The 16,345-nt window shown below is 66.8% G+C and carries 15 protein-coding genes; 3 read left to right on the top strand and 12 right to left on the bottom strand.

Going from position 1 to position 16,345, the window contains the following annotated elements; genetic code table 11:
• Window positions 1–31: 31 nt before the first annotated feature.
• Window positions 32–493, top strand: coding sequence for a universal stress protein (locus QTH90_RS04960; protein WP_286663401.1), 462 nt, complete (start codon window positions 32–34; stop codon window positions 491–493).
• Between the two features lie 37 nt (window positions 494–530).
• On the opposite strand, the gene ppk2 is transcribed toward QTH90_RS04960, so the two are convergent.
• On the bottom strand, window positions 531–1,397 hold the full coding sequence (ppk2, locus tag QTH90_RS04965; protein ID WP_286663402.1) for a polyphosphate kinase 2: 867 nt from the start codon (window positions 1,395–1,397) through the stop codon (window positions 531–533).
• Between the two features lie 135 nt (window positions 1,398–1,532).
• Between ppk2 and QTH90_RS04970 the strand changes: the two genes are divergently transcribed.
• A complete protein-coding gene (locus tag QTH90_RS04970) occupies window positions 1,533–3,287 on the top strand; it encodes a SulP family inorganic anion transporter (RefSeq protein ID WP_444814672.1) in 1,755 nt (584 codons plus the stop codon).
• 15 nt (window positions 3,288–3,302) lie between these two features.
• Window positions 3,303–4,172 (top strand): amino acid ABC transporter substrate-binding protein, encoded by an 870-nt coding sequence (locus tag QTH90_RS04975; RefSeq protein ID WP_286663403.1) that lies wholly within the window; start codon window positions 3,303–3,305, stop codon window positions 4,170–4,172.
• Between the two features lie 24 nt (window positions 4,173–4,196).
• Here QTH90_RS04975 and QTH90_RS04980 read toward each other — a convergent pair whose 3' ends face one another.
• The 11 genes from QTH90_RS04980 to QTH90_RS05030 form a co-directional block, all read right to left on the bottom strand.
• On the bottom strand, window positions 4,197–4,844 hold the full coding sequence (locus tag QTH90_RS04980; RefSeq protein ID WP_286663404.1) for a hypothetical protein: 648 nt from the start codon (window positions 4,842–4,844) through the stop codon (window positions 4,197–4,199).
• Window positions 4,841–5,512, bottom strand: a complete 672-nt coding sequence (locus QTH90_RS04985; RefSeq protein ID WP_286663405.1) for a hypothetical protein — start codon at window positions 5,510–5,512, stop codon at window positions 4,841–4,843. Before QTH90_RS04985 ends, QTH90_RS04980 begins: the two co-directional genes overlap by 4 nt.
• Complete coding sequence (locus tag QTH90_RS04990; protein ID WP_286663406.1) at window positions 5,509–6,459, bottom strand: electron transfer flavoprotein subunit alpha/FixB family protein; 951 nt, start codon at window positions 6,457–6,459, stop codon at window positions 5,509–5,511. Before QTH90_RS04990 ends, QTH90_RS04985 begins: the two co-directional genes overlap by 4 nt.
• 57 nt (window positions 6,460–6,516) lie before the next feature.
• A complete protein-coding gene (locus tag QTH90_RS04995) occupies window positions 6,517–7,512 on the bottom strand; it encodes an SLAC1 anion channel family protein (protein WP_286663407.1) in 996 nt (331 codons plus the stop codon).
• A gap of 27 nt (window positions 7,513–7,539) precedes the next feature.
• On the bottom strand, window positions 7,540–9,132 hold the full coding sequence (locus QTH90_RS05000; protein WP_286663408.1) for an aspartate:alanine exchanger family transporter: 1,593 nt from the start codon (window positions 9,130–9,132) through the stop codon (window positions 7,540–7,542).
• Between the two features lie 30 nt (window positions 9,133–9,162).
• A complete protein-coding gene (gene pflA / locus QTH90_RS05005) occupies window positions 9,163–10,020 on the bottom strand; it encodes a pyruvate formate-lyase-activating protein (RefSeq protein ID WP_286663409.1) in 858 nt (285 codons plus the stop codon).
• A 19-nt stretch (window positions 10,021–10,039) separates the two neighbouring features.
• Entirely contained in the window at window positions 10,040–12,301 is a 2,262-nt protein-coding gene (gene pflB, locus QTH90_RS05010) for a formate C-acetyltransferase (protein ID WP_286663410.1), read from the bottom strand.
• A 41-nt stretch (window positions 12,302–12,342) separates the two neighbouring features.
• Window positions 12,343–14,397 carry an ATP-binding protein gene (locus tag QTH90_RS05015; protein WP_286663411.1) on the bottom strand — a complete coding sequence of 685 codons (2,055 nt, stop codon included), beginning with the start codon at window positions 14,395–14,397 and terminating at the stop codon, window positions 12,343–12,345.
• A gap of 121 nt (window positions 14,398–14,518) precedes the next feature.
• Window positions 14,519–14,920 (bottom strand): response regulator, encoded by a 402-nt coding sequence (locus tag QTH90_RS05020; protein ID WP_286663412.1) that lies wholly within the window; start codon window positions 14,918–14,920, stop codon window positions 14,519–14,521.
• Between the two features lie 32 nt (window positions 14,921–14,952).
• Window positions 14,953–15,999, bottom strand: a complete 1,047-nt coding sequence (locus QTH90_RS05025) for a hypothetical protein (RefSeq protein WP_286663413.1) — start codon at window positions 15,997–15,999, stop codon at window positions 14,953–14,955.
• Between the two features lie 33 nt (window positions 16,000–16,032).
• Entirely contained in the window at window positions 16,033–16,281 is a 249-nt protein-coding gene (locus QTH90_RS05030) for an RNA recognition motif domain-containing protein (RefSeq protein WP_286663414.1), read from the bottom strand.
• Window positions 16,282–16,345 lie beyond the last annotated feature (64 nt).

Consider the following 16,345-nt stretch of genomic DNA (forward strand, 5'->3'; position numbering starts at 1 on the left):
TCAACGCATCGATGGTTGAGGAGTCCCGACCATGTACCAGCGAATCCTTGTCCCTCTCGACGGCAGCGACACCTCGCTGGCCGGTCTCGACGAGGCGGTGCGCCTGGCCCTGTTGCACGGCGCCACGCTGCGGCTGGTGCATGCGTTCAACACCTTCAAGTTCAGGCCGGGCCACGCATCTCACGCGTCCTACGCCTCGCTGCTGCCGGAGATGAAGGCGGAAGGCGAACGGCTTCTGCAGCAAGGCCGCGAGCGCGCCGAGCGCAGCGGCGCAAAGGTCGAGACGAAGCTGCTCGTGTCGCTGACCCTGAGCCTGTCGGAACTGGTCGCCGAAGACGCCGAGGACTGGAAGGCCGATCTCATCGTGGCGGGAACGCGCGGCCGCAAGGGCATCGAGCGCATCCTGTGGGGAAGCGAGGCGCAGCACGTCACGCGCATGGCAACCATGCCTGTCCTGCTGGTCCAGGCGCCCGAGACCGGCGCGACTGGATAGGCCCGGACAGGCTGCGGGGCGCATCGGGGTCAGTACGTCAGTACTTCTCTTCGATGTACCTCACCGGATGGGTGGACTCGCGACGGTTGTCGATCTTGTTGCGCTTGGGCAGCTTGACCTTCTCCCGGGGCACCTCGCGATAGGGAACCTTGCTCAGGAAATGCGAAATGATGTTGAGGCGCGCACGGCGCTTGTCGTCCGACCTCGCGACATGCCACGGAGCGAACTCGGTGTCGGTGGCCGCGAACATGTCGTCCCTCGCACGCGAGTAGTCGTTCCAGCGGCCATAGGACTTGATGTCCATCGGCGACAGCTTCCAGATCTTGCGCAGGTCGTGGATGCGGCCCTCCAGGCGGCGAGTCTGCTCCTCGGGGCTGACTTCGAGCCAGTACTTGAGCAGGATGACGCCTGAATCCAGGATGGCGCGCTCGACCAGCGGTACCCCACGCAGGAACTCCTGGGCCATCTCCTCCGTGCAGAAGCCCATCACGCGCTCCACGCCGGCGCGGTTGTACCAGCTGCGGTCGAAGATCACGACCTCGCCCGCGGCCGGCAGATGCGGCAGATAGCGCTGGATGTACATCTGGCTTTTCTCGCGCTCGGTCGGCGCCGGCAGCGCAACCACGCGAAACACGCGTGGACTCACGCGCTCGGTGATCGCCTTGATGGTGCCGCCCTTGCCCGCGCCGTCGCGCCCCTCGAACACGATGCAGATCTTGAGCCCCTTGTGCACCACCCACTGTTGCAGCTTGACGAGCTCGACGTGCAGGCGCTCCAGTTCCTTGTCGTACTGGCTCTGCTTGAGCCTGCCCTTGGAGGGATCGGCGTCCTTGGCCTTCGGTTCGTCGCGCACGGCGACCGGCTCGTTCTCCTGCTTGTCCGTCGGTCGGTGTTTCAGCTGCATGGCATCCACCTCGCTCTTCTACGTCGTGTCCGTCAAGGTAGCGCAGCGCGCCGGGGGCGCAAATCCTACTTAGGTCGGATTTCCACGCCTGCGTGCCACGGCGCAAGCTCATGCCACAGGCTCCACGCTGGCCGCATGTCGCACCTCACCGAGAAGATCGCCACCGCCACGACAGACGCGTCCATGCCCCCCGCGCCTGTGGGTGGATGGCGCGCAGCGTTTCCGCCTGCCCAATGGCTGCCCGGCTACCGCGCCGCGTGGCTGCGGCGCGATGCCGTCGCGGGCATCACGCTGGCGGCCTATGCAATCCCCGTGTCGCTGGCCTACGCCATGCTGGCCGGGCTGCCGCCCCAATGCGGCGTGTACGGCTACCTCGCTGGCGGACTGTTCTATGCGCTCTTCGGGTCGTCGCGGCAGCTGGCGATCGGCCCCACCTCGGCGATCTCCATCCTCATCGCGCCGACGATGGCGGCCGCCATGGCCGGAGGCGATGCGGCGCGCGCCATGGATCTCGCGGCCCTCACGGCGCTGGTGATGGCGGGGCTGAGCATCCTCGCGTGGGTCCTGCGCCTGAGCTCTCTGATGAACTTCGTGAGCGAGACGATCCTCCTCGGCTTCAAGGCCGGCGCTGCGCTCACGATCGCCATGACCCAGTTGCCAAAGCTGTTCGGCGTCAAGGGCGGCGGGGAACACTTCTTCGAGCGGGTCGTGGTGCTGCTGGGCCAGCTTCCCGGCACGAACCTCGCGGTCCTGGGCTTCGGACTGGCTTCGCTCGCCCTGCTGCTGGCAGGCGAGAAGCTGCTGCCGGGCCGGCCGGTCGCGCTGGCCGTGGTGGCGCTCTCGATCGTCGTGCTGACCGTGACACCGCTGGCCGGCCTCGGCCTGCCGGTGCTCGGCGAGGTGCCCACGGGGCTGCCCCACATCCGCGCGCCGAACCTGCACCTGCGCGATGTGGACGACGTGCTTCCGCTGGCCTTTGCCTGCCTGCTGCTGGCGTATGTCGAAGGCGTGTCCGCGGCGCGTACGCTGGCCGAGCGCCACGGCTACGCCATCGATGCGCGGCAGGAGCTGCTCGGGCTCGGCGCCGCGAACGTGGCCGTGGCCTTCGCGCAGGGCTACCCGGTCGCAGGCGGGCTGTCGCAGTCTTCCGTCAACGACAAGGCGGGCGCCAGGACGCCGCTGGCGCTCGTCTTCGCCTCCATCACCATTGCCATCTGCCTCGTCTACCTGGCGCCCCTGCTGCAAAACCTGCCCAACGTGGTGCTGGCGACCATCGTGCTGGTGGCGGTCAAGGGACTCTTCGACATTCCCCAGTTGCGTGCGCTGTGGAAGGCGAGCCGTTACGAGTTCGGCGTCGCGATGATCGCCTTTGCCGGCGTGCTGGTGCTGGGCATCCTCAAGGGCGTGATGCTGGCCGCCATCGCATCGCTGCTGCTGCTGATCCGGCGGGTGGCGCAGCCTCACGTCGCTTTCCTCGGGCGCATTCCCGGCACGCGCAGCCTCTCGGACATGGGGCGCAATCCGGACAACGAGCCGATCCCCGGCGTGCTGGTGTTCCGCGTGGAGGCCGCCCTCCTCTACTTCAACGTGGAGCACGTGCATGACGTGGTGCTCGCCAAGGTCCGCGCCTCGGCGGAGCCGGTGCGGCTGGTGGTGTGCGACCTGTCGACCTCGGCCAACATCGACCTGGCGGGCGCGCGCATGCTGGCCCGGATGCACGCGCAACTGCAAGCGGCCGGCATTGCCATGCGGATGGCCTCGGCGCACGCCCTCGCCCGCGACATCCTGCGCGGCGAGGGGCTGGAGGAACGCGTCGGCTACTTCGGCCGGCGGATCACGCCGATGGACGTGCTCGACGAGTTCGAAGGCGTCCCTCGAACAATCAATTGACCTGAAGGATGAAGCATGGATTCACGCTCTCTGGCGCTGGCGGCGTCACTCTCGATGTCGACCCTGCTGGGCGCCTGCGCCAACGCGCCAGGGAACGCACCGCGAGACTCGCTCGCCCGCATCGCACAGACCCAGACACTCAAGCTCGGCTATCGCGAGGATGCCAATCCGTTCTCGTTCAAGGCCGCTGATGGAACACCCGCGGGTTACTCGGTCGAACTGTGCAAGCGCGTGGCCAGCTCTCTGCAATCGCAGCTCAAGCTTGCCAAGCTCGACGTGCAATGGATTCCCGTCACCGCGGTGACGCGGATGCAGGCCGTCAGCGACGGCAGCGTCGACCTCGAATGCGGCAGCACCACGCGCACGCTGGGTCGGGAGAAGCAGGTCGATTTCAGCAACGCCATCTGGGTCGAGGGCGCTTCGTTCGTCTCGTTGGCGTCCTCACCGATCGCCCGCGCTCCCGACCTGAACGGAAAGCGCGTCGGTGTCATTCCCGGCACCACGACCGAGCAGGTGCTCAAGGGGCTGCCTTCGCGTGGCGTCGTGCCAGTCTTCGTGACGGTCCAGACTCACACCGACGGCATCGCCGCGGTGCGTGACGGCCGCGCCGATGCCTATGCCACCGACCGCCTGATCCTCGTGGGCGAGGTGACGGGCGGCCCGGCCGGTGCGACGCTTCGGCTCAGCGACGATTACCTCTCCATGGAGACCTATTCGCTGATGATGCGCCGGGACCAGGACATGCGGCTCGCCGTCAATCGCGCCCTGGCCGAGACCTACCGCAGTGGCGAGATCACCAGAGTGTTTCGCCAGAGCTTTCCGCCCGGCACGGTGCCGTCGCCGCTGATCGAGGCGGTGTATGTGTTGAACGCACTGCCTGAATGAGCGGAATGCGGTTCCCCGGACGCGTCAGAACGCCGCGCCGATCGACGCGACGAAGACCTGGTCCTTCGAGCCCGGGTTGAACCAGAAACCCCCGACGGTGAACTGGCGCCACGTCACTTGCGCGAACGGCCCGCGCTGGATGTCGCGATCTCCGCCATAGGCCCGGGTCCGCTGGGCCGCGAGCCCCACGCGAAGCCACTCGACCGGCCGGTAGCCCAACTCGCTCCAGGCATAGAGGTATCGGCTGCTCTCCTCGCGAAAGCGCACGTATTCGGCCTCGACGTAGAAGTCGAAGCGGCGCCAGCCTACGCTCGCTTGCAGGCCGGGCACGAAAGCCTTGGTGGTGCCCCAGGCGGTTCCGAGCAGGGGTGTCAGTTCCCAGGTGAGCTCTTCCCCGCCGGCGAAGGTCCAGCCGATGAAGGCCGAGCGCGCCCCGACCGATTCGTAGTTGACCCTGGCTTCGAGATGCAGCGCGCCGCGCTGGGCTGCGAACACGGCCGACGTGTAGTCCGATCCTCCGCGAACGATCGTGGGGTACGCCGTGGCGGCGAACTCCCACAACAGCGCGGCCGCCCCGCCAACGCAGCATTCGTCGACCCCGCCGTCGCCGGCCCGCGCGGCCGTGGCGATGAAAGCCGCAGACGCGGCGAAGGCCCGCAGCCCGGCACTCATCCCCCGAGCACCTTGATGGCGCCCACGAGCAGCGTGCCCAGCCCTGCCATCAGGATGCCCAACTTCCAGCTGCCATAGCCGGCGTAGCGGCCGAGACCCAGCCCGCCAAAGAACAGCATGACCAGTGCGATGGCGCGCGACGTGTTCTTTGCCGCCCCCACGTCCTGCATCAGCGCGAAAGGCAGCACCACGGGAAAGGTCGCCACCACCACGAAGACGAACACCGCCAACGCCGCGCGCAGGTCATCCCCGCCCACCGTGGGCTTCGCCGGCACGGATGGCAGCGCGACGATCCGGCGGCGGATGGCCTCGATCTCCGCCGGCGAGACCAGGCCGGCCATGTCGCGCGACAGCGAGCGTCCGAGCGCCGCCCGGCCCGCCTGCGCGTCCGGCGCGCCCCGTACCGAGTGGACGAGCGTGAGCCATCTGCCGCGATCCGCGACCGTGCGAACCAGGTACATGACCGCATCGACGAGGCCCCATGCCAGGTTGCACCCCAGTGCGGCGACGAACATCACGCGGATTTCCGCGCGCCCGGCTTCCGTCACCGACACGGCGCCGGTGAAGCTGAGCGCCATGAGCAGGCCGAAGAGCAGCTCCGATATGCGGTCCACCGGGCTCAGCAACGGCTCGCGCGTTGGTTCGGTGGCGACCGTCGCTTCGGTCATCGCGGCTCCGGACCCAATGCGGCGACCAGTTCCGGCACCGCGACGAACAGGTCGGCCACCAGCCCGTAGTCTGCGATCGAAAAAATCGGGGCCTCCTCGTCCGCATTGATCGCCACGATCACCTTCGAATCCTGGATGCCGGTGAGATGCTGGACCGCGCCTGAAATCCCGCAGGCGATGTAGAGCTGCGGCGCCACGATCTTTCCGGTCTGTCCCACCTGCCAGTCGTTGGGCGCGTAGCCTTCGTCGACGGCTGCCAGGCTCGCACCAAGGCCGGCGTTCAACCGGTCCGCCAGCGGTGCCAGCACGTCCATGAACTTCTCGGCGCTGCCGAGACCGCGCCCCCCGGCGACGATGACCTCCGCCGTCGTCAGCTCCGGACGCTCGCTACGGTGGATCTCCCGGCCGATGAATCTGCTCTTGCCGAAGTCGGCCACCGCATCGGCGTTCTCCACCGTGGCGACGCCGCCCGTTGCGGCAGCCGCATTGAAGCTGGTGGTGCGCACCGTCAGCACCTTGATGGCGTCGCCGCTGCGCACCGTGGCAATCACGTTGCCCGCATAGATGGGCCGCTCGAAGGTGTCAGGCGCGATGACCCGTGTGATCTCGCTGATCGCGGCCACGTCCAGCAATGCGGCCACGCGAGGGGCCACGCTCTTGCCGTTGGCGCTGGCCGCGAAAAGAATGTGGCTGTAGCCCTCCGACATCGACACGATCTGGGCGGCCAGGTTCTCGGCCAGGTTGTCGGCGAGGAACGGGCTGTCGACGGCGACGACCCTGCTCACGCCCACGATCCCGGCTGCCGCCTTGACGGCATCCCCCAGGTTCGACCCGGCGACAAGCACATGAACGTCGCCGGCCATGCATGCCAATGCGGCAGTGACGGCATTCAGCGTCGCCGGCCGGACAGCGGCATGGTCGTGCTCGGCAATCACCAGTGCGGTCATTCAGACCTCGCCAGATCGAATGCGAATCGAATTTCCATGCTTGTCTCCTTTCCGCATTCAGAGCGTCAACGCGCGCAATTCGCCCTGGGCCATGCCCATGCTTGTACGAAGACCCAGCGACAGAATCACCAAGGTCGTGAAAGCCAGCATTGCAAGTGCGAACGCCTGTGCCGGCCACGCTGGCTGTTCAACGCTGAACTTCAGCGCAGCAAGCGTCATTGCCGCCAGCGGAAAGCTCACGGCCCACCACGACGTGTGGAAGGGCGAGCAACTGCGCAGGCGCACCAGCTTGGGCAGCAGAACCGCGAGCATGAAGACTGCAAGGTAGAAGAGCAACTCCGCGAACAGATCGAGCCGTCCCGCAACATTGAGATAGGCCGAGAAGCCGACGGCGAAAGGTGCGACCAGGATCATCAACGAAGGCTGCAGCGGCTGGGGCATCGGCTCCTCGAAGATCAGCCTGGAGAGAATCAGCGTGAAGAGCGGCACCGCGAAGAACAGGCCCACTGCCAGTGCGAATACGCACACGGCACGCGAGCCGGGAAGGTTCAGCGGAATGCCGGCCATCGAAATGTTGAGCGTTCCGACGACCGGGACGATCCAGGCGGGCGTGGCATGCGCGATGTGTTGCCGCACGCTCATCCATCGGCTCACGATCAACCAGGCGAAGCCCAGCATGGCAATGGTGCCGACGAGCCAAAGGACACTGGCCAGCGCGCGCGCATAGGGTGCAACGACTGCCGGCAGAAGCAACAGCGAAATGATCGGTGTCGCAAAGAAGTTCGCCGCGACGGGATGCGCGAATTCGGCACGCACTGCAGCGGGCGACTTGACACACTTGATCGCATAGGCAAGGACCAGCACGACGAAGACGGCGGCCGCCGCATAGCCAAGCACCTCGCCCACCCACCCGGGCAGGCCGAACTCGGTCGCCGCGAGCCGCCACGCCAGCGCCAGACCGCACAAACCCATGACCGAGCCGAACAGGCTCACCGGCAGGTAGGCCAGTCCTGCCACGTTGCCGGCGTTGATCGTGTCAAGGGGTTCATTCATGGGCACGGCGTCATGACGCTGCGGCGCTCACCCTCCAACCAGCGCCGGCACGATGTCCACGAACAGGATCTTGATGATCGTCATCCCCGGAAAGATCATCGCGTAGCCGATGTCCGGCTTGTCCGTCGGCGCCAGCTTGTTCGAATACGCCAGGATGGCCGGATTGCCGCATGCGCCCGCCACGATGCCGGCCACTTCGTCGAAAGGCATCTTGAACACGCCCAGCCCCAGCACCAGGATCGGCAGCACGAGCGCCACCACGACGACGGCCGCCAGCCCGAGCATCAGGAAGCCCGTCTGCGAGACCGTGGCCGCGAACTTGGGACCCGATGCCATGCCCACCTGCGCCAGGAACAGCGTCAGCCCCAGATTGCGCAGCACCAGGTTCGCCGACAGCGGCATGGTCCAGTTCATGCCGCCGGTGCGGCGCAAGCGGCCGAGCACCAGCGCCACGATCAGCACGCCCGACAGGCCCAGCGCGAGCTTGCCCACGCCGGGCAGCGGGAAGTTGATTGCGCCGAGCAGGAAGCCCAACGCCATGCCGAACCCGATGGAGATGTAGCTGAATTCCGCCGTGCCCTTGATCGAATCGCCGAAGAACTTGCGCAGTGCCGCGAAGTCATCGCGATGCGCGAGCAGGCCGACACGGTCGCCGAACTCCAGTACCAGGTCCGGCCGCGGCAGGATGTCGGCGTCGCCGCGGCGCACTTGCACGACCACGTTGGGCCTTCCTTCCGGCAGCTTCAGGTCGCCCAGCGGGCGGCCGACCACGGCCGCGCGCGAGGCGAAGACGCGGACGTAGTCGAGGTCGCGACGATCGCCGGTCATGCGGCCGGCATGGACCTCGCCGAGCTGCCGCGCCGCCTGTTCGAGCACCTCGCGGTTCGGCCCGGTGACCAGCAGCACGTCGTTCGCAGCCAGCGCCATCGTGTGCGAGGCCGGCAGGTTGTGATGCGCTCGCCGCAATGCGGCGATCTCGATGCCCACGGGCAGGCCGGCCAGCAGGTCGCCGATGGTCTTGCCCTTCATCGCGGCCTCCTCCGGTGCGATCTCCAGCAACTCGATCGCGCCCCCCGTGGGCGCCTGGATCTTCGGCTTGAGCAGCATGAAGGTCACGTAGAGGAACAGGATCGGCCCGGCCACGCCCAGCGGATAGGCCACCGAGTAGCCGACCGCCGGATCGTCGTTGCCCAGCGTCACGATCGCCGCCTGCAAGGTCGGCGTGCTGGTGCCGGCGCCGGCGAACAGGCCCAGCGAGTGCCCGAGCGGGAGGTTCGACAGCCTCATGAACAGCATGCTCACCACGCCGGCCAGCAGCACGCCGGTCAGTGCGATGAGGTTCGCCTTCTGCCCGTACGAACTCGTGAGGCCCAGAAAGAACTGCTTGCCGTACTGCACCCCCACGGCATACAGGAAGAGCGCCAGCCCCAGCGTCCCCACCATCGGCGCGGGCGCCGACTTGGGCGACAGCCAGCCCATGAAGAGCGCCACGAAAAGCACGGCACCCACGCCGAGCGAAAAACCCTTGATGTTGACTTCGCCCAGCAGGTAGCCGATGGCGATGGTCAGGAACAGCGCCATCATCGGCTGCTGCGCCAGCACGTTGCGCAAGGTCTCCATGATTCTTCTCCTCGTTGTTGTTGTCAGCGTTCAGTACACCGTCAGCCCTCGGCTGCGAAACTGACCGCGCACGCGCTCGGACAGCTCCGGCGAAGGCGGCTCGACGTCGCGCAGCGGGTATTCGAGGCCGAGCTGCTGCCACTTGTCGCGCCCCATCTGGTGAAAGCGCAGGATCTCCACCCGCTCCAGCGATCGGAGTTCTGCGCAGAGGTCCGCCACCTTCTCGACGTTGTCGTAGCCATCGGTGAGGCCCGGCACCAGCACGAAGCGCACCCACATCGGCCGCCCGAGCGCCGAGAGGCGGCGCGCGTAGTCGATCGTCGGCTGCAGCGGCTGGCGCGTGACTTCCTCGTAGATGACGGGGTCGCCCGACTTGATGTCGAGCAGGTGCAGGTCGATCTGCATCAGCTCCTCGTCCGTCATGCGCTCGCCGAGGCGGCCGGCGGTGTCGATGCAGGTGTGCAGGCCGAGCTGCTTGCAGCGGCGGAATATCTCCATGGCAAAGGCCTTCTGCACCATCGGCTCGCCGCCCGAGAGCGTGATGCCGCCACGGCTGATCTTCAGCACCTGCGCGTACTTGGCGATCTCCTGCATCGCCCGGCCGACCGACACCTGTCGCCCGTTGTTCCGGTGCCAGGTGTCCGGGTTGTGGCAGTACTGGCATCGCAGGAAGCAGCCGGTGAGAAAGGCCACGAAGCGGATGCCCGGCCCGTCCACCGTGCTCCCGACCTCCCACGAATGCACGTAGCCCACGATGTCCTCCCCGGGATCGCCGGACTCCTCCAGGTCGGCCGGGTGGATCGTGTAGTAGTCCTGCGACTTCGTCTCTGCCGCCCCCTTCTTCGCAACGTGCAGCTCGTACCGGCTGCCGGTCAATGACTGGGCCATGGCGCGCTTCCGTGCTGGCCTACATCGCGCCGTGGAAGGTGCGGTTGATCACGTCGAGCTGTTGCTCCTTCGTCAGCTTGATGAAGTTCACCGCATAGCCCGACACGCGGATCGTGAGCTGCGGGTACTTCTCCGGATGCGCCATCGCGTCCTGCAGCGTCTCGCGGTTCAGCACGTTGATGTTGACGTGGAAGCCGCCGCTCACGAAGTAGGCGTCGAGCGCATCGCTGCCGCGCGTGATGCGCTCGCTCTCGGTGCCGAGCGCCGAGGGCACGACCGACAGCGTCAGCGAGATGCCGTCTTCCGCATCGTCGTACGGGATCTTCGCCACCGACATCAGCGCCGCCAGCGCGCCGTGCGTGTCGCGCCCGTTGGACGGATTGGCGCCCGGCGCAAAGGGCTCGCCCTTCTTGCGGCCGTCCGGTGTATTGCCCGTGCCCTTGCCGTAGACCACGTTGGACGTGATCGTCAGCACAGATTGCGTGTGCTGCGCGTTGCGGTAGCTCGGGTACATGCGAATCTTGTTCATCATCATCGACACCAGCGTGCGGGCGATGTCGTCGACGCGGTCGTCGTTGTTCCCGAAGCACGGGAATTCGCCCGTGGTCTCGTAGTCGACGATGAGCCCGCGCTCGTCGCGGATCGGCTTCACCTTCGCGTAGCGGATGGCCGAGAGGCTGTCCGCCGCATGCGAGAGGCCGGCGATGCCGCAGGCCAGCGTGCGCAGCACGTCGCGGTCGTGCAGCGCCATCTCTATGGCCTCGTAGCAGTACTTGTCATGCATGAAGTGGATGACGTTGAGCGCATTGACGTAGGTCTTCGCCAGCCAGTCCAGCATCGGGTTCAGGCGCTCCATCACCTGGTCGTAGTCGAGCAGGTCGCCGGTGACCGGCGCCAGCATGGGCCCGACCTGCTCGCCCGTCAGCTCGTCGCGCCCGCCGTTGAAGGCGTAGAGCAGCGTCTTCGGGAGGTTCACCCGCGCGCCGAAGAACTGCATCTGCTTGCCCAGCCGCATTGCGGAGACGCAGCAGGCGATCGCGCAGTCGTCGCCCCACTTGGGGCGCATGAGGTCGTCGGATTCGTACTGGATCGAGCTGGTGTCGATCGAGATCTTGATCGCGAAGCGCTTGAAACCCTCGGGCAGCCGTGGCGACCAGAACACCGTGATGTTGGGCTCCGGCGCGGGGCCCAGGTTGTTCAGGGTGTGCAGCATGCGGAAGGCCGACTTCGTGACGAGCGTGCGGCCGTCCTCGCCCATGCCGCCCTCGACTTCCGTGACCCACACCGGATCGCCGGAGAAGAGCTGGTTGTATTCCGGCGCGCGCAGGAAGCGCACCAGACGCCACTTGATGACCAGGTCGTCGATGATTTCCTGGGCCTGCGATTCGTTCAGCGTGCCTTCGCGCAGATCGCGCTCGAAATAGATGTCCCAGAAGGTGGTCAGGCGCCCGGCGGACATCGCCGCGCCGTTCTGCTGCTTGATCGCGGCGAGATAGGCGAAGTAGGTCCACTGCACGGCTTCGCGCGCATTGGCCGCCGGCACGGAAATGTCGTAGCCGTAGGCCGAGCCCATTTCCTTCAGTTCCTGGAGCGATCGGATCTGCTCGGACAGTTCCTCGCGCAGGCGGATGGTGTCCTCCGTCGAGTGCCGCTCGTCCAGCTCGTGCTTCTCGCGTTCCTTGTCGGCAACCAGGAAGTCGATGCCGTACAAGGCCACCCGGCGGTAGTCGCCGACGATGCGCCCGCGTCCGTAGGCATCCGGCAGGCCCGTGATCACGTGCGACGAACGCGCCTTGCGGATCTCGGGCGTATACGCGTCGAACACGCCGGCGTTGTGCGTCTTGCGGTACTTCGTGAAGACCTCGACCAGCTTCGGGTCGGGTTCGTAGCCGTAAGCGCGCAGGCTGTCCTCCACCACGCGCCAGCCGCCGAAGGGCATGATCGCGCGCACCAGTGGTGCATCGGTCTGCAGGCCGACGATGATCTCGTTGGCCTTGTCGATGTAGCCCGGCGCATGCGCCGTGATGCTCGACGGCACCTGCGACACGCCGAGCACGCCCTTCTCCCGCTCCTGCGCGAGCAAGGGCTTCAATGTGTCCCAGAGCTTCACGGTGCGTGGGGTGGGCCCCTGGAGGAACGCGTGGTCCCCCTCGTAGGGCGTGTAGTTGCGCTGGATGAATTCCCGGACGTTGACACGGTCCTGCCACAGGCCGGGCGTGAAGCCGCGCCATGCGCCCTCGGCTTTCGTGCTCGCCAGATCGAATGCGACTTGAGTCTCCACGGTTGTCTCCTTGTATGACGCTCCAGGCGCCGTTGTTTGCTTCAGAGCGGCGCTGCCGCCCGCTTCACCGAATCCCTGCCTGCCTCCGACGCCCCCGCGGTCGATGGCTGGTTCGACAAGAGCCCGGCAGCCTCGCAGGCCTGCACGAGCTCGACGACCGAGCGCACGCCCATCTTTTCCATGACCCGGCCGCGATGCTGCTTGACGGTCTGCTCCGCGATCAGCAGATCGGCCGCGATCTGCTTGTTCATGCGGCCCCTGATCACGTGCTCCATGATTTCGCGCTCGCGGGGCGAGAGTCTGTCGACCCGTCCCATCGCCGCGACCTGCGCCAGCTCGTGCCTGCGCCGGTCCGAGCTGTGTTCGATCGCGCGGCTCACGGCGGCCACCAGCACTTCGGCGTCCACCGGCTTTTCGAGGAAATCGGAAGCGCCGAGCTTCATTGCACCGATCCCGGAAGCCACCTCGCCGTGCCCGGTGACGAAGATGATGGGCGGCGCGCAACCCTTCTCCAGCAAGCGCTGCTGCAGCGCCTCGCCGGACAGGCCCGGCATGCGCATGTCGAGCAGGATGCAGGCCACCTGGGGTGCGGGGGGCCGGGCAACGAACTCGTCAGCCGAGCCGTAGGAGGCGACGGTCCACCCTGCCCCTTCAAGCAGCCGTCCGAGTCCCTCCCTGACCGCGGGATCGTCGTCGATGACGCACACGACCTCTTCTGCGCCCCCGGATGCCGTCGACGGCTCCAGCTCGATGGACGCAGGGGGTGTGTGCGCGTCTGCGGTCTCTTCGGGCGCCGCCGGCAGCTCGAAGCGGAAGCTCGCCCCGCCGTCGGCGTTCGACTCGGCCCAGATGCGCCCGTTGTGCGATTCGACGATGGAGCGGCAGATCGCCAGGCCCAGACCCAGCCCTTCGTGCCGCGAGGTCCAGAACGGCTCGAAGATGGTTTCCAGCTCCCCGGGCGCGATGCCCTTGCCCATGTCGCGCACCGCGACCTCGACACTCCCGGCCTCGTTCCGCGAAACGTCGAGCCGCACGCAGCGCCGCGCCGGCTCGCCCGCTTGCATGGCCGAGGCGGCATTGAGCATCAGGTTGAGCACCACCTGCTCGATCTGGGCCTTGTCGCCCATGACCCGGCATCCCTCGGCGAGCTGCGTCTCGACGCGAATGCCCTGCCTGAGCAGTTCGCTCTCCATCAGGCGGAGAACCTCGCGCAAGGCCACGGCAAGGTCGATGGGCTCGTGCTGGGTTTCGTCGTGCCGCAGCAGCGCACGCATGGCGCGGATGGTTTCCGCCGCCCGCTTGTCTTCCCGCACCACGGCTTCGAGGACGCTCTGAACGAGATCGAGCCTCGCATCGCCGCGTTCGAGGTACTTGAGACCCGCCTGCGCATTGCTCAGGATGGCGGCAAGCGGCTGGTTCAGTTCGTGGGCGATGGCAGCCGTGAGCGCGCTGACGCGTGCCACGCGGTCGGCATGCCAGACACGGCGCCTCAACTGCCGGGCCTCCTCCTCCGTTCGCGCCAGGGCCATGGCACCGCCCAGCAGCTCACCGACGATCTTGAGCCTGGCCACCATGTCGGGCGGCCAACTGCGAGCCGCGCGCACGGCCGCGAACGAGAGCACGCTGGTCACGCGCCCGCCGATGCGCAGCGGTATGGAAAGGTGCGAGCGCAGGCCAGTTTTCCGGCAATGCTCGGCTTCGTCGATCGCGTGGGCCGGCAGATCGTCCGGCAGCCTCGACATCGAAACCACGCGTCCTGCCCTCAACTCGCCGAGAAACCAGGGCAGCCGGTACGAGAAGCGGCCGCGCGGCAGCGCTTCCTGACCACTGGCGGCTGCCGAGCACAGCACGTTGAGGTAGTCCCCGGCCACCAGCTCGGCAAAGGTGCACCGGTCATAGCCGAGAAACGAAACCAGTTGGGACAGCGACCGTTCGGCCTTGGTCAGGAAGTCGGCGCTGGACACATCTGCGAAGCGCTCCGAGAGGTCGGCCAGCAGGCGTTCGAAAGCGAGCCGCTCCAACAGGATGGCTTCAGCGTCCGAGCGCTTTTCAGCGGCGTCGGCTTGGGTCGGGACTCTGGCCGGTTCCCGGCTCATTGATTCTTCCTCGCTCCTTGCGCGCCGGAACGCATGTGGTTGTAGGCCAACGCGCAAATCATCAAGCCGCCATTCGACCGATGTCAAGCGGCGATGAGAGGTGGTGGTAACTTTCCTGTCCTCAAAGAGGTGGAGCATTTCGTCCATCGCTCTGCGCGACCCATTCGATCGAATCCAGCAACGCCGCAGCATCCACCGGCTTGCGAAAGAAGTGCCGTGCACCCAGTTCGCGCGCCCTGCGCCGGGCAGTGGAGCTGTCGTTCGATGACAGGGCGATGACAGGCAGTTTTCCTGCAACGATATGCAACGAAGTGCGCACCGATGCTTCGCTCTTCCAGGCACTTGGCACGTCGAGCAGGACGCAGGCCGGATGGTCCTCTTGCACTTTGATCAAGAACTCTTCCACCGACGCGCAGGGCTTCGGCTCCAGGCCCGCGGCGTCCATCAGGCGCGAGAGGCCTTCGCGCACCGAGGCATCGCCGTCGACGACGTAGACGATTCGCAAGGGGCCCGATTTCGACATTTCACGTGACTCCTGCCGACAGTGATCCGTCTCTAAATGAAGCGTTCGGCCTTCGAGAGCAGGTCTTCTTCCGGTGGCATCTCGGCCAGCGGACACCGCACGATGGCAATCACGACGTCGACGCCCTCTCCGATGGCCAGTTCCGTCATGACGAATTCGTTGAGCGGCCCGGGGTGGTCGCCATCCACCCGCACGCCCATGCGGCTCAGGCGCACCGGCGTCCGCTGCAGGCTCACCTGCTGCTCGGGGTGCGAGAACACGGCGTCGATGTGCTTGATGAAGGCGTCGAGCGTCGCGACGCCGGCCTTCGTCTCGATGTAGTCATGCACCGTCTCCTTGAGCTCGCGTTCGATCGCCGCGATCTGCGATCGCGTCTCGGTCGTGTCCTCCAGCAGCCCTGCGGCGCCATCCACCGCGAGCTTCACCAGCCGCAGGCGCGCGGCGAGCCAGGCCTTGCGCTCGCCGAGCTCGGCCGCCTTCATGTCCAGGTCGACGATGCGCTTCAGTGCGAGTTGCGCAAGGCGCCGGATGATGCGCCGCCCGACTTCCAGCCGCGTCGCGTCGGCCGTGGCCGACGGCGCAAAGAGCCGGTGGCCCGAAAAGCTCACCGTCGCGAGAGGCACGTCGTGCTGCACGCGGTCGCCGTGCTGCTGTACGCCCAGCACGGTGCGCTCCTCGCGCTTCATCGCCAGCAGCGCGAAGGCCTCGCCGGCTTCACGGTTCGACGGCACGCGGAAGAACTCGCGCAGTTCCTTGCTGCGGCCGAGGAAGGCGGGCACTTCGTCGGCCGAGGCGAAGTAGGCATTCAGCCGGGGATCGCCGCTCCAGGCCGCGCGCGACAGCAACAGCGGGTCCAGCGGCTGCCCGCCTATCGAGCGCAGGTGCGCGATCGTCTTGCGCACGCAGCCTTCGAGCTTGTCCGCATAGCGCGACTGCAGGCGGATGCGCGGGTCGACCGTCTCGACCACGAGTTCGGTCATGTCGGCGACCAGTTGCCGTTCCACCGCATCGTCGGCCTGCGAGCCATCCCGCCCGAACAAGGCCGAGACGACGCGATCGAACAATGTAGAGGGGCCCATGCTTCGCTCGCGGGAAGTCGGCCGGTGTTTGCGCTACCAGTCCATCTTCGGCACCCAGGCCCGCAGCACGCGGCCCTGGTAGGAGCGGCCGTTGATGCGCTGGGCCAGCGATTCGGCCTGGGCGCGCGACATTTCCACGTCGATCAGCGCAGTGGGGGTGCCGCTCTCGTTGGCCAGACGGATCTTGTCCGCCTGTGCAAAGCTGCTGAGCGCCTCGCGGATGCCGTCCTCGGTGACGTCGTCCGGGAGATTTCCTATGACGATGTGCGTGGGTTGTTGCATGGTCGCCCTCTGCGCGAATGAGAACGCATCCACGTTAGTACCTGCTTGCCGAGGCGAAAATCCT

Source organism: Variovorax flavidus (genome assembly GCF_030317145.1).
Lineage (GTDB): Bacteria > Pseudomonadota > Gammaproteobacteria > Burkholderiales > Burkholderiaceae_C > Variovorax > Variovorax flavidus.

Excerpts from the sequence above, each read along its gene's own strand:
- QTH90_RS05025 (WP_286663413.1), bottom strand. The coding sequence starts at position 15,999 with ATGGGCCCCTCTACATTGTTCGATCGCGTCGTCTCGGCCTTGTTCGGG.
- QTH90_RS04985 (WP_286663405.1), bottom strand. The coding sequence starts at position 5,512 with ATGACCGAAGCGACGGTCGCCACCGAACCAACGCGCGAGCCGTTGCTG.
- QTH90_RS05015 (WP_286663411.1), bottom strand. The coding sequence starts at position 14,397 with ATGAGCCGGGAACCGGCCAGAGTCCCGACCCAAGCCGACGCCGCTGAA.
- QTH90_RS05030 (WP_286663414.1), bottom strand. The coding sequence starts at position 16,281 with ATGCAACAACCCACGCACATCGTCATAGGAAATCTCCCGGACGACGTC.
- ppk2 (WP_286663402.1), bottom strand. The coding sequence starts at position 1,397 with ATGCAGCTGAAACACCGACCGACGGACAAGCAGGAGAACGAGCCGGTC.
- QTH90_RS05020 (WP_286663412.1), bottom strand. The coding sequence starts at position 14,920 with ATGTCGAAATCGGGCCCCTTGCGAATCGTCTACGTCGTCGACGGCGAT.
- QTH90_RS04960 (WP_286663401.1), top strand. The coding sequence starts at position 32 with ATGTACCAGCGAATCCTTGTCCCTCTCGACGGCAGCGACACCTCGCTG.
- QTH90_RS04990 (WP_286663406.1), bottom strand. The coding sequence starts at position 6,459 with ATGACCGCACTGGTGATTGCCGAGCACGACCATGCCGCTGTCCGGCCG.
- pflA (WP_286663409.1), bottom strand. The coding sequence starts at position 10,020 with ATGGCCCAGTCATTGACCGGCAGCCGGTACGAGCTGCACGTTGCGAAG.
- QTH90_RS04970 (WP_444814672.1), top strand. The coding sequence starts at position 1,533 with ATGTCGCACCTCACCGAGAAGATCGCCACCGCCACGACAGACGCGTCC.
- QTH90_RS05000 (WP_286663408.1), bottom strand. The coding sequence starts at position 9,132 with ATGGAGACCTTGCGCAACGTGCTGGCGCAGCAGCCGATGATGGCGCTG.
- QTH90_RS04995 (WP_286663407.1), bottom strand. The coding sequence starts at position 7,512 with ATGAATGAACCCCTTGACACGATCAACGCCGGCAACGTGGCAGGACTG.
- QTH90_RS04980 (WP_286663404.1), bottom strand. The coding sequence starts at position 4,844 with ATGAGTGCCGGGCTGCGGGCCTTCGCCGCGTCTGCGGCTTTCATCGCC.
- QTH90_RS04975 (WP_286663403.1), top strand. The coding sequence starts at position 3,303 with ATGGATTCACGCTCTCTGGCGCTGGCGGCGTCACTCTCGATGTCGACC.